Source organism: Halomonas sp. V046 (genome assembly GCF_052645355.1).
In genome coordinates, this window is sequence record NZ_JBQXYF010000001.1 from 69,999 (window position 1) to 82,443 (window position 12,445).

General features: G+C 63.3%; 9 protein-coding genes. 6 read left to right on the forward strand and 3 right to left on the reverse strand.

Annotation, left to right across the window (positions count from 1 at the left end):
* Positions 1-565: 565 nt before the first annotated feature.
* Both ACUN9Y_RS00295 and ACUN9Y_RS00300 read left to right on the forward strand, forming a co-directional pair.
* On the forward strand, positions 566-1,150 hold the full coding sequence (locus tag ACUN9Y_RS00295; protein ID WP_445458676.1) for a helix-turn-helix domain-containing protein: 585 nt from the start codon (positions 566-568) through the stop codon (positions 1,148-1,150).
* Positions 1,140-2,372, forward strand: coding sequence for a type II toxin-antitoxin system HipA family toxin (locus ACUN9Y_RS00300; RefSeq protein WP_445458677.1), 1,233 nt, complete (start codon positions 1,140-1,142; stop codon positions 2,370-2,372). Before ACUN9Y_RS00295 ends, ACUN9Y_RS00300 begins: the two co-directional genes overlap by 11 nt.
* 504 nt (positions 2,373-2,876) lie before the next feature.
* Here the strand turns inward: ACUN9Y_RS00300 and ACUN9Y_RS00305 are convergent.
* From ACUN9Y_RS00305 to ACUN9Y_RS00315, 3 genes are all read right to left on the reverse strand, one after another.
* Positions 2,877-3,299: a DUF3617 domain-containing protein gene (locus ACUN9Y_RS00305; RefSeq protein ID WP_445458678.1), complete on the reverse strand. Its 423-nt coding sequence runs from the start codon at positions 3,297-3,299 to the stop codon at positions 2,877-2,879.
* A gap of 408 nt (positions 3,300-3,707) precedes the next feature.
* The gene (locus tag ACUN9Y_RS00310) at positions 3,708-4,088 is read right to left on the reverse strand and encodes a YkvA family protein (protein WP_445458679.1); all 381 of its coding nucleotides are present in this window, start codon (positions 4,086-4,088) and stop codon (positions 3,708-3,710) included.
* Between the two features lie 122 nt (positions 4,089-4,210).
* Positions 4,211-5,188: a LysR family transcriptional regulator gene (locus tag ACUN9Y_RS00315; protein WP_445458680.1), complete on the reverse strand. Its 978-nt coding sequence runs from the start codon at positions 5,186-5,188 to the stop codon at positions 4,211-4,213.
* A 180-nt stretch (positions 5,189-5,368) separates the two neighbouring features.
* On the opposite strand from ACUN9Y_RS00315, the gene ACUN9Y_RS00320 reads away from it, so the two are divergent.
* The 4 genes from ACUN9Y_RS00320 (at position 5,369) to ACUN9Y_RS00335 (ending at position 12,275) form a co-directional block, all read left to right on the forward strand.
* Positions 5,369-6,703 carry an efflux RND transporter periplasmic adaptor subunit gene (locus ACUN9Y_RS00320; protein WP_445458681.1) on the forward strand — a complete coding sequence of 445 codons (1,335 nt, stop codon included), beginning with the start codon at positions 5,369-5,371 and terminating at the stop codon, positions 6,701-6,703.
* Positions 6,700-9,882 carry an efflux RND transporter permease subunit gene (locus tag ACUN9Y_RS00325; protein ID WP_445458682.1) on the forward strand — a complete coding sequence of 1,061 codons (3,183 nt, stop codon included), beginning with the start codon at positions 6,700-6,702 and terminating at the stop codon, positions 9,880-9,882. The genes ACUN9Y_RS00320 and ACUN9Y_RS00325 overlap by 4 nt, the downstream gene beginning before the upstream one ends.
* Before the next feature lie 424 nt (positions 9,883-10,306).
* Entirely contained in the window at positions 10,307-11,272 is a 966-nt protein-coding gene (locus tag ACUN9Y_RS00330; protein ID WP_445458683.1) for a zinc-binding metallopeptidase family protein, read from the forward strand.
* A 238-nt stretch (positions 11,273-11,510) separates the two neighbouring features.
* On the forward strand, positions 11,511-12,275 hold the full coding sequence (locus ACUN9Y_RS00335; RefSeq protein ID WP_445458684.1) for an SDR family NAD(P)-dependent oxidoreductase: 765 nt from the start codon (positions 11,511-11,513) through the stop codon (positions 12,273-12,275).
* Positions 12,276-12,445: the final 170 nt, after the last annotated feature.

Consider the following 12,445-nt stretch of genomic DNA (forward strand, 5'->3'; position numbering starts at 1 on the left):
ACCGGCATCCCTTCCCTTTTTGTAACGCCAGCTACGCCCATGACGAAGCAACATACCCGGTACACCGGCACCTACCACGTGGAGCTCCGCAACAACGCTGAGCGTGGCGCCCTCTACCCTTGTGCTGTATGTGGCAAGGCCTGCCCACGGCTTTGCCAACACGACCAGGCGACATCTGAACGGCTTCCGGCACCACTGTCATCGACCCGCCCGCGTGCCCCGCACCTTCGCGGCTTGCAGCCAGCCATTGTCGACACCATCGCCGGGGCCGCCGAACAGGCCGCCCCGGCCCGGTAGGTTCCGGTACGCTGCCCGCGCTATGACGCGGGCGGTTTGGCGCCATGGTCATTGCGCGCTCGATATTCTCGAGTGCCCCAGGATGTTGCGGCTGGCCCTGACCGTCCCCCTCACAGGGCACTCGCTACTGGCAGGTGTTGATCCATTAAAATAGATCAATATTGTGTTTTGATCTATCATGATAGATCAATGACTATTGAATCTCATCGCGCAGATTGATCTGCTTTAGCAGATCAAAACTAGCAAATGATATAGAAAAGCAGATCAAATGAGCTATAGGACGGAAGAACTGACCGCACGACTCAAGGCCGCACGAGAAGCGAAAGGGCTCAGCCAGCGGGAACTGAGCGCTCTCGCCGGTGTGCCGCAGTCGCACATCTCGAAAATAGAAAATAATGCCGTTGACCTGCGCGTCTCAAGCCTTTCTTCCATCGCCCACGCGCTGGACCTGGAGTTGATGCTCGTTCCCCGCAAGGCTCTTCCAGCTGTCCAGTCAATCACCCGCAGCGTCGCCAGCACGCCGGTCATCAATGCGGCAACACGGCGGGAACTCGACCGCATCCGCGAGATGGTCGATGCCCTCGCATCCCATGCATCTGGTGCGAACGTCGAAAATCTCCAGCGCCGCATCCGCGAGATCACCCGAATCCAGAGCCAAATTGACCCTGAAATTCTAAAAAAGGTAAGGCGCACCATCGAGTCTATCGAGTCCTCGAGCAGCGATGAGGCCGTCAACAGGGCTGCCGAGAACATCCGCTCTTTGCGCAACCAACTCGCCCATCGCGCGGCGTCCCAGGAAGTGGCGCGCTCGCCAAGACCGGCCTATCGGCTGGAGGAGGAGGATGATGGCTAATGTCTCTGTCCTTGACGTCCTGCTCTATGGGGAAGCCATCGGCACTCTCACCAATGTCGGTGGAGACCGAACGATTTTCGCCTTCAACGACGCCTATATCGACAACCCTGACAGACCGACCCTGGGACTGGCCTTCAAGGATGAGTTCGGCGCATTACTGACGGACTTCCGCGCCTACCAGAAGCGCGTGATGCCCTTTTTCTCGAACCTTCTGCCTGAAGGCCATCTGCGCAAGTACCTTGCGGAGAATGCGGGCGTAAATCCCGAGCGCGAGTTGTATCTACTGTGGGCGCTTGGTCGCGATCTGCCCGGCGCGGTCACGATCAAACCCGCTGATGGCGAAGCATGGCCGCCGGTTAGCGGTGAGAGTACCGATGCCGGTGACGCCGTGGGTGATCGCCGCGAGAACGCCTTGCGGTTCTCGCTCGCAGGGGTGCAGCTCAAATTCTCGGCGGTTCTCGCACCGACGGGCGGCCTGACGATTCCGGCATCTGGCGTAGGTGGCTCATGGATCGTGAAATTCCCATCGCGCGAGTTCGATGGCGTCCCCGAAAACGAGTTCTCGATGATGACACTCGCGCGCCTCACCGGCATAGACGTCCCCCCCATCGATCTTGTCGACATCGGCAGCATCAAGAATCTGCCCGAAGGAATCGACGAGATCGGCCAAAGCGCCTTCATTATCGAACGGTTCGACAGGCTGGCTGACGGCAGCGCCGTCCATATCGAGGATTTTGCGCAGGTCTTCGATGTCTATCCCGAGCATAAATACAGAACCGCAACCTTGCGTAATATTGCGCAGGTACTTGCCGCCGAGACCACTGACGCTGATATCGCCGAGTTCATCCGGCGGCTGGTGTTCTGCGTTCTGACCGGAAACGGCGATATGCATATCAAGAACTGGTCGCTCATCTATCCCGACCGGCGAAATGCGGCTCTCGCTCCGGCCTACGATCTTGTCTCGACCATCCCCTATATCCCCAACGACGATATGGGACTCAGAATCAGCCGGGCCCGCGCGTTTTCCGAACTGACCAATGACGAGCTTGGGCATTTAGCAGCCAAAGCGGCCATTCCCGAAAGGCTTGTTCTGGATACGGCGCACGAGACTGTCGCACGCTTCCGCCAGCACTGGCAGGCCGAAAAGCACAACCTTCCGATGACAAGGCAAGTCCGTGAGGCGATCGAGACCCATATAGAGAAGCTCCCGATAGCGCAATAGAAGGCTGCCACGAACAAGCGCGAAGCCATCGAAAGGTTCTTCGTCGTTGGCTGTGGAATTTGCCCTCAGCGCTGGGCCAGCATAGTGCCTCTACGACGATAGGAGACATGGGCTGTCTATCAGAGTAGCGGTATATTGACAGTGCCCACCTGTCAAAAATCATTAAAAATCAAATCATTATTTTATCGAATCCTGCAGAGGGCACCATTTATGTCCTGTGTAATACTGCTCCGCTATCGGAGCCTGATTATCCGGCGCCTCGCCCTGATCGTCGTCCGCAAGCTGGCGCGACCGCCTGTGGAGTATCCTCCTGCCACAGAAGTCCTGTACGCCTCCGCGCTCCGAAGCTTCATCAGGTGGATCAGCCGTTAGAAGCGGCATCAACACGTCTTCCAAGTGCCTTGACAGGCTCCGCCAACTGTCTCTCTCAGGGTAGAAATAGAAAGCCCGCCGCAGTGCCGGGCTTTCTTATGCACCAGTTACGGTGCCAGCAAGGTGTTTCGCCTAGCCTTCGCAGTTCTCACCGATCCACTGGCCTTCCTGCTGAATGGTTACCTGCTGACCGTTGTCCATCTTGATCGCGGTAGTGAAGTGCTCATCGCTGTGCAGGGTGATATCGGCATCGAAGGTGGTTGTGCGAGCGGCGGAGGGGCAGGATGCCTGCGCATCAATGACATCGCCGTCGCGGCTGATATTGATGTCCTCACAGCCGGATGCCGTCCAGTCCTTGCGCATCGTCGCCGCCATGTCATCGGATTCTTCCGCGGTCATGCACTGCGTCTCTGTCGTCTCCTGGGTCATCTGCTCAGGTAGCTGTTCGCCTGTCAGGCTCTGGGTGATTTCCCACTGTCCAGGCTTGAGGTCGTTGGCCCAGGCGCTGGTGGAGGCCGCGATCAATAAAGAGGCAAGTAAAAGGTGTCGTGACATGAATCCTTCCCGTCGTCGAATGAAATGAGACCGAAGTATCGGCGACGCAAGCCTATATCAGCGAGATATAGAGCGACAATGACTCTGGCCGATCAGCATAGTTGACGTCGGATACAATAAGCGTCTGCCACGATCAAGCGCGAAGCCCTTTCCGCCACCCGTGGCTTCCAGAGGCGCCGATGAACGGGTGCAGGAGTAGAGAAAATCGTGAGGTCGTCGCCGATTACCGGTCACGTTCAGCGCGCGCGACGGACCCATCATCCGCGATCCGAGGCCTCGACATACCACCACGAAGAAGGTGGCATTGCTGTGTCTGTGAAGAACCTCGGCCAGACACGTGGAAGTCTCGTTTCCCTGGTCGACGAGGGCAAGGCCGTCGGTAGGGTGGTCACGGAGATCGAGAGCCGATCAGGGAAACCAGCGCTTGAGCGTGATGCTGGCCTTCTGCTTGTGCTCGTCCTTCACGTAGCTGGCGACGGTCATCAGGGCGACGGCCAACATGCCCATGTCGTCGGTGTAACCGATCAATGGCGTCAGATCTGGCAGGGCATCCAGCGGCGAGATGAAGTAGCCCAGCGCGCCATAGATGGTGGTCTTGGCCCATACCGGGGTGTCCTTGTCGCGGGCGGCGTAGTAGAGCATGAGCGCCCGAGACAGCGTCGCTTCACCGGCGACCCTGGCGTAGCGGCCGATCTTGGTCCAGAAACGCTCGTCAGAGTAATGGTCGCGATGCTCGCCGAGCTCTTCACCGGCGAGGATCACTTCCTGGGAGGGCATCTCGTGGTTCATGTCACACTCCGATTCGATAAGTGAAATCCGGGCCCCTACCCCGCCTGGGCCACCACAACGGCCAATGCCCGAGGGTGGCGCCAACCCACCTGACCAAGGGGTCGCCTTGTCTGTCCGGCCCCTCACGAGGCCAGCGGCACTCCATCATACTTGGCCTGGCCCTTGCCATACATCTGACCGAAGCCGGGAATGTGGGTTTCCCATTTCGGCGGCGTGCCGATGATGTCCATCAGAATATCGATGAAGCGCCGGGTTCTGAGCGGCATGTCCCGGTGCGGGTAGAGCAAGGTGATGGTGCCGAAGTCCTCAAGCGGCAAGTCGGTCATGATCGGCACGATGCGCCCGTCACTGACCTCGTCGTAGATCGCAAACGCCGGCAGCACGCCGATGCCCATGCCGTCCATCACCCCGCGCTTGATGATTTCTACCTCGCTGGTGCGAATCTGACTGTTCAGAACGAGCCGTTGCTCGTGCCCATTGGCGTCACGGTACGGCAGAAAGTCCAGCTGAGTCTGCTGCGTCAACCAGGTCAGCGCCGGCAGCCGAGACAGGGTCGCAAGATCCTTGGGTTCGCCGTGGCGCTCGATGAACTCCGGGCTCGCTCCGATCAACAGCGGGTTCGGTGCCAGGGGCGCGGCGATCAGGTTCGAGTCTTCCAGATCCCCCACCCGCAAGGCCAGGTCATAGCCGTCGCCGATCACGTCGACCCGGCGCTCCTCCAGCTGCAGGTCGACCTCCACGTCGGGATAGAGGCGGCGAAAGCGGCGCAGCGCCTCGAAGCCGATACAGCGCCCGAGGATCCCCGGCGCACTGATTCTTAGCCGCCCGGTGGGACGCTCTTGCAGGTTCTCGGCCAGCGCCTGGGTGTTGTACATCCACTCCCTGAGCGAGCGGCCTTGATCGAGCATGGCAAGGCCGGCGTCGGTCAATGACAGCGAGCGCGTCGAGCGATTCAATAGCCGCACCCCCAGGTCCTGCTCGAGCCGGGCGATGTGCTTGGAGACCACCGATCGATCCATCTCGCGGCGCTTGGCCGCTTCGGAAAAGCTGCCAAGCTCGGCGACATCGACCAGCAGTAGTAAACGACTCGGGGTATCCACGGCTGTCTCTTGCCTCTTTGGTTCGTCGCTATTTTTCCGTCGCAGAGACCACCGAGGGGCGCAGTGACGGTTCGCGCACGCTTGCGTGCATTTCAGGCAACAATAATGTGCGACCAACCGGTCTAATACAACCCTCATTGAATGCTTACACTGGCGATCCTCACTTTCAGGAGTCGCCTGATGCAACACAGAAGCCCCCAGGGCGGCGGCGCCATGCGGTCGCCCGCCTCGGCCTCATCCTCCTCGCTGCGCCCGTCACATCTTGCTCGTCGTGGCCTGTTGCTGCTTGCCCCCGCCTCCCTCGCGCTGCTGCTTGGCGGTTGTGAGCCAAGCCAAGGCGAGACCGCAACCGCCGCTGCCGCCTCGGCGCCGCCCACGGTAGAAGTCGTCGAGGCGGTGCGCCAGCCGATCGCCACCTGGTACCAGTACACCACGCGCCTGGAGGCCCCCGAGCGAGTCACCCTGCGCCCGCGGGTCAGCGGGCAGGTGGCCGAGGTGCTGTTCGCGGAAGGCTCTCGGGTGGAGAAAGGCCAGCCGCTGGTGCGCCTGGATACGGCGCCTTTCGAGGCAAGGGTGCGTGAACTCGACGCCGAACTCGCCCGCGGCAAGGCGGAACAGGCCCGCGCCAACGGCGAATCCCGACGCGCCAGCCAGCTGGTCGGCCGCAACCTGATGGCGCGAGAAGAAGCCGAGGCCAGACACGCCAATGCCCAGGCGCAAGGCGCCCAGGTGGCGTCGCTGCAGGCGCAGCTCGATAGCGCCCGGCTAGACCTTGACTACGCGGTGGTCACGTCGCCGATCAGCGGCCAGGTATCGAGCGCTCAACTGACCGCAGGCAACGTCGTCAGCGCGGGGCAAAGCGTATTGACTACCCTGGTCAGCACCGACGCGGTGGACGCTTACTTCGACATCGACGAGCGCACCTGGAATCGCCACTTTGCCGGGGTCAGCGCCGCAAGCGGCTGGCCGGTGGAGCTGCAGCTGGCGGGCCAGGATGACTTTCCCTTCGAGGCGAGTCTCGACTTCATCGACAACCAGGTCGATCAAGATACCGGCACCCTGCGCGTAAGGGCGCGGTTCAGCGCCCAGAATCCATCGCTGCGCCCCGGCGCCTTCGCCCGCGTCCGGCTCGCCGCGGCCCGCCAGACCGACGGCGTGCTGGTACCCGACCGCACCATCGGCACCGATCTCGATGCCCAGTTCGTGCTCATCGCCGCCGAAGACGGCACCCTCGCCTACCGCACGATCACCACCGGCAGCCGCTTCGGTGCCTGGCGCGAAGTGACCTCAGGCCTCGATGGTGGCGAGCGCGTCGTTGCCGCGGGGCCGTCGAAGTTCGGCCCGGGCATGGCGGTGACGCCCCAGTCCGTCGACGGCCCCGACCGGGCGCCCCTCGAGCAACTGCGCGAGCGCACCGATCGCCTGGCCGAGCGGTTGCCGGCCCGCGCGGCCGAATCTCCGGCCTCGCTTGCCGCCGATGGCGGCCAGAGCGCCACCGCTCGGGAGCGCACATGAACCTGTCGAGCTTCTTCATCCGCCGTCCGGTGTTCGCCACGGTGCTGTCGATCCTGATCGTCGTGGCGGGGGCCTTGGCGCTGTTCAAGCTGCCGATCTCGGAGTATCCCGAAGTCGTGCCGCCAACGGTGGTGGTCAAGGCCAACTACCCCGGCGCCAACCCCGAAGTCATCGCCAAGACCGTCGCCACCCCCCTGGAGCAGGAAATCACCGGGGTGGAAGGCATGCTCTACATGGACTCCCAGTCCACCGCCGACGGCAACCTGACGCTGACGGTGACATTCGGGCTCGGCACCGACCTGGACAAGGCCCAGGTCAATGTGCAGAACCGCGTGGCCCGCGCCACGCCGCGTCTGCCCCAGGAAGTGCAAGCACTCGGCGTCACCACCGAGAAGTCATCACCCAACCTGACCATGGTGGTGCACCTCACCTCCCCCGATGGACGCTATGATCAGCTGTGGCTGTCCAACTATGCCCGCCTCAACCTGCAGGACGATATCGCGCGCCTCGATGGCGTCGGCGACGCTCAGCTGTTCGGTGCCGGCGAGTACGCCATGCGCGTGTGGCTCGACCCCGCGGCCATTGCCTCTCGCGGGTTGAGCGCCAGCGACGTGGTGACGGCGCTGCGCGCTCAAAACCAACAGGTTGCCGCCGGCAGTCTGGGCGCCCAGCCGGCCCCCAATGAAAGCCAGTTCCAGCGTCTTCTGAACGTGAAGGGCCGACTGTCATCGCCGGAGGAATTTCGCAACGTCGTGATCCGCGTCGATGACTCTGGGCGTATCACTCGCCTGGGTGATGTGGCCCGGGTGGAGCTCGGCGCCGATCAGTACGCGCTGCGCGCCCAGCTCGATGGCAAGGATGCCGTGGCCATGCCGGTGTTCCAGCGCCCCGGCTCCAATGCCATCGCCCTGTCCGACTCGGTGCGCGCCTACATGAACGAGGCCCAGAGCGACTTTCCCGACGGCGTCAGCTACGACATCGTCTACGATCCGACGGTGTTCGTGCGTGGCTCCATTGAGGCGGTGATCCACACCCTGCTCGAAGCGATCCTGCTGGTGGTCGTGGTCGTGGTGCTGTTCCTGCAGACCTGGCGGGCGTCGCTGATTCCGCTCATCGCGGTGCCGGTGTCGTTGATCGGCACCTTCGCCGCGATGCAGATGATCGGCGTCTCGATCAATACGCTGTCGCTGTTCGGCCTGGTACTGGCCATCGGTATCGTCGTCGACGATGCCATCGTCGTGGTCGAGAACGTCGAGCGCAACATCGAGCTCGGCCACTCGCCGGTTGAAGCGACCCATATCGCCATGCGCGAGGTCAGCGGGCCGATCATCGCCATCGCCCTGGTGCTGACGGCGGTCTTCGTGCCGACCGCCTTTATCAGCGGCCTGACCGGGCAGTTCTACCAGCAGTTTGCCCTGACCATCACGATCTCGACGCTGATCTCGGCCTTCAACTCGCTGACGCTATCGCCGGCGCTCGCGGCGCTACTGTTAAAACCCCATGGCGCCAAGCCGGATCTGCTCACTCGCGTCGTCGATGCGCTGTTCGGGCGCTGGCTGTTCGCCCCTTTCAACCGCGCCTTCGCCACCCTGTCGCGCGGCTACACCGGCCTGATTCGCCGCCTGATGCGCTTCGGACTGATCGTCGGCCTTGGCTATCTGGCGCTGCTCGGGCTGACCGGCAAGCTGTTTGACGAGGTGCCGGGGGGATTCATTCCGTCACAGGACAAGCAGTACCTGGTGGCCATGGCTCAGTTGCCGGATGCGGCGAGCCTCGACCGCACCAGCGACGTCGTCAGCGAAATGCAGGAAATCGCCCTGCAGACGCCCGGCGTCGCCCACACCGTCGCCTTCCCGGGACTGTCGGTGAACGGCTTCGTCAATGCCTCCAACTCCGGCATCGTGTTCACTACGCTTGAGGACTTCGAGCAGCGCCGCTCGCCGGCACTGTCGGCGAGCGCCATCGCGGCCAAGCTCAACGCCGAATTCGGCCAGATCGACGAAGCCTACGTGGCGGTCTTTCCGCCACCGCCCATCCTCGGGCTCGGCACCACCGGCGGCTTCAAACTGCAGCTTGAAGACCGCGGCAACGTCGGCTTTACCGGGCTCTTCGACGCCACCCAGCAGGTCGTCACTGCGGCCAACCAGGACCCGCGCCTGGCCGGCGTCTATTCGAGCTTTCGCATTCAGGTGCCGCAGTTCGATGTCGACGTGGACCGCGAGCAGGCCATGATCATGAACGTGTCCCTCGACGCCGTGTTCGACACCCTGCAGATCTACCTGGGCTCGTTGTACGTCAACGACATCAACCGTTTCGGCCGTACCTATCAGGTGCGTGCCCAGGCCGACGCCGAGTATCGCCTCGATGCCCAGGCAATCTCCCAGCTCAAGGTGCGCAGCAACGACGGCCGCATGATTCCGCTCGGCAGCTTCGTCGAGATCAGCCCGGCCACGGGACCGGACAGGGTCATGCACTACAACACCTTCGTCAGCGCCGACATCAACGGCTCGCCGGCGCCAGGCTACTCGAGCGACCAGGCCAAGCAGGCCATCGAGGAGGTGCTGGCGGCTACCCTGCCCTCGGGCGTGGGCTATGAATGGACCGAAGTGACCTACCAGCAGGTGCTGGCGGGCAACACCATGATCTACGTCTTTCCGCTGGTGGTGCTGCTGGTCTTCCTGGTGCTCGCCGCCCAGTACGAGAGTTGGTCGCTGCCGTTCTCGATCATCCTGATCGTGCCCATGACGCTGCTCTCGGCCATGGCCGGCGTATGGCTCACCGGCGGCGACAACAACATCTTCACCCGAATTGGCCTGATCGTGCTGGTGGCGCTGGCCTGCAAGAACGCGATCCTGCTGGTCGAGTTCGCCCGTGAACAGCAAAACGCCGGGCACTCACGCCTGGAGGCGGTGCTCACCGCCTGCCGCCTGCGACTACGCCCGATCCTGATGACCTCGGTGGCCTTCACCGCCGGTGTTATCCCGCTGATGCTGGCCACCGGCGCCGGCAGCGAGATGCGCCAAGCCATGGGCGTGGCGGTGTTCTACGGCATGATCGGCGTCACCGTCTTCGGCCTGCTGCTGACGCCGCTGTTCTACGTCGGCGTAAGGCGTGTGGTCGAGCGTCGCGCGCGAGGCGCCAGCGAGGAGCCAACGCCCGCCATCGAACACAGCTCCTGACCCTGCTGTCATCCCGGCAGCTTGCCTTGGGCCCCGGACTCGCGCCGGGGTCTTTTTTTTGGCTCGAGCGGTGTGGCACCGCGAGACGCGCCTGACCGAGTCGCGGATTCGACGCCCCCTGCCGAGTGCCCTCCGCAACGCCCCCTTCGACGCCCCCTGCGACGCCCTGTGCGACGCCCCCCGCGACGCCCTGCCGAGCGCCCGGCGCCGACGATGTCCGACACGCCCACGCGGCGCTACGGGCGAGGCGGCGCCCCCGCGTCGAGACGACGCCGTGCACAGACACCCACGATGACGCCCAGGCCTGGCACATCGACGGAAACCCGCATAGATTGGGAGTGCGCCATCACCAACGGCTGACATCGCTACTGCCCCGTACCGCGACAATCCGCTATATCCCTGTCCACTATCGGAGCTTTTCCGTATGCGCGTCTTCTCCAATCCGGTCGGTGCCGGCTCGCTGTGGTTCGATAACCTGACCACCGCCGATGGCACCCCGGTCGCCTATGACCCCCAGGCACGCGCCTTCCTGCCGATGCCGCCCTTCTGCGCCAATCGCGAGGTCATCGGCTGCAACTGGATCGCACCGAGTCAGGGTGCCTTCTGCCAGTCCTGCGCCATGACAGCGCTTGCCCCGGATCCCTCGCTACCCAACGCAATGCTGAATTGGGCACAGACCGAAGCGGCCAAGCGCTGGGCCCTGGACAATCTCGGGCGCTGGCACTGGTTTCGCCCCGAAGACCCCGGCACCCGCCCGGTCTTTCATCTGCTCGCCGAGGGCGCGACGCCGGTTCCCATGGGCCACATCAATGGGGTGATCACCATCAGCGTCACCGAGGCAGACCCGGTGCTGCGCGTGAGCCGTCGACAGGCACTGGACGAGCCCTATCGCACCATGATCGGCCACATGCGCCATGAAATCGCCCATATGCTGTGGTGGCGCCTGAGCCTGCGCCACGATTTTCTCGATGCCTTCCGTGCCATGTTCGGCGATGAACAAGCGAATTACACCAGCGCCCTGCAGGCCCACTACACCAACGGCCCGCCACCCGACTGGAAGAACAACTTCCTGACCACCTACGCCTCCGCTCACCCACACGAGGACTGGGCCGAGACCTGCGCCCACCTGCTCCACCTGACCGATATCGCCGACAGTTTCGTTGCCGCCGGACTCTCGTCGCCGGAGCTACCCGACAGAAACTGGGATCCCTACTCCGAAACCAATGCCGAGCGTCTGATCACGGTCGCGGCCTCCCTGACGATCGGGGTCAACCACATCAATCGCTCGATGGGGCTTTCGGACCTCTATCCCTTTGTGCTGTCGGAGCCCGCTCGGCGCAAGCTCGCCTTCGTTCATGACTGGCTACGCCGTGGGGCCCAAGGGCGCTGACCGTGCGCTGATCGTTTGCCCCGCGCCGCGGACCACCGGCGGCGTGACGCCCACGACTCCCCCGCTGACGATGCGTTAGGTGGCGTGTCGTCGGAGCCCGCTCCGTCCAGAGCGGGTCCTGGCCATCCCCCTCATGGTGCCGTCAGCCGCTTGCCGGTATCGGCCAAGCCTCCAATAACCTGACGGCCAAGCCACAGGCACAGACGACGCTTACTTCTATCGATGCAGGAGCCCCGGCATGAGCGTACTGACAACCTTCGATCTAAGCGGCAAGACGGCCGTCGTGACCGGCGCCCGGCGCGGCATCGGCGCCGCAATGGCCCTTGGTCTGGCCCAGGCCGGCGCCGACATCATCGGCGTCAGCGCCAACATGGCCGCGGATGGCGGTGACATTGGCGAGCGCATCGGTGCGCTCGGTCGCCGGTTCCGTGGCATCGCCTGCGATTTTTCGGATCGGACCGCCGTTCACCGGCTCGCCGAGCAGTTGCGGGCGACCCAAGTGGATATCCTGATCAACAACGCCGGCACCATCGCGCGAGCCCCCGCCACCGAGCACGCCGATGAGCTGTGGGACCGAGTGATCGACGTCAATCTGTCGTCCCAGTTCGTGCTAACCCGAGAAATCGGCAAGCAGATGGTGGCCTGTGGCAGCGGCAAGATCATCTTCACCGCTTCGCTGCTGTCCTTCCAGGGCGGCATCACGGTACCCGGCTACGCTGCCAGCAAGGGCGGCATCGCCCAGCTGACCAAGGCCTTCGCCAACGAGTGGGCGGCCAAGGGTGTCAACGTCAATGCCATCGCCCCCGGTTACATCGCCACCGACAATACCGAGGCCCTGCGCAATGACCCCGACCGCTCGCGGGACATTCTCGCGCGTATTCCGGCGGGTCGCTGGGGCAGTGCCGAGGACTTCATGGGTCCGGTGGTCTTCCTCGCGTCTCAAGCATCGGACTACCTGCACGGCACCGTGATGACCGTCGATGGCGGCTGGATGGGCCGCTGACGGCGGCCAAGGCGGCTTATCACCCGCAAGCTGAACGCCTGGCGAACAAGCGAATTTTCGCGACCATGCCATGACCTGCGCCAGCGTGACTCCTGGCGCTATCCTATCCCGAGATCTTGCCACCTTGTCGACATGACACTTCCGTCTTGGCAAACCCCTTCTCCCACCAC

What these genes read in the sequence shown, in the direction of transcription:
- ACUN9Y_RS00295 (WP_445458676.1), top strand. Translation starts at nt 566, where the DNA reads ATGAGCTATAGGACGGAAGAACTGACCGCACGACTCAAGGCCGCACGA.
- ACUN9Y_RS00300 (WP_445458677.1), top strand. Translation starts at nt 1,140, where the DNA reads ATGATGGCTAATGTCTCTGTCCTTGACGTCCTGCTCTATGGGGAAGCC.
- ACUN9Y_RS00305 (WP_445458678.1), bottom strand. Translation starts at nt 3,299, where the DNA reads ATGTCACGACACCTTTTACTTGCCTCTTTATTGATCGCGGCCTCCACC.
- ACUN9Y_RS00310 (WP_445458679.1), bottom strand. Translation starts at nt 4,088, where the DNA reads ATGAACCACGAGATGCCCTCCCAGGAAGTGATCCTCGCCGGTGAAGAG.
- ACUN9Y_RS00320 (WP_445458681.1), top strand. Translation starts at nt 5,369, where the DNA reads ATGCAACACAGAAGCCCCCAGGGCGGCGGCGCCATGCGGTCGCCCGCC.
- ACUN9Y_RS00325 (WP_445458682.1), top strand. Translation starts at nt 6,700, where the DNA reads ATGAACCTGTCGAGCTTCTTCATCCGCCGTCCGGTGTTCGCCACGGTG.
- ACUN9Y_RS00330 (WP_445458683.1), top strand. Translation starts at nt 10,307, where the DNA reads ATGCGCGTCTTCTCCAATCCGGTCGGTGCCGGCTCGCTGTGGTTCGAT.
- ACUN9Y_RS00335 (WP_445458684.1), top strand. Translation starts at nt 11,511, where the DNA reads ATGAGCGTACTGACAACCTTCGATCTAAGCGGCAAGACGGCCGTCGTG.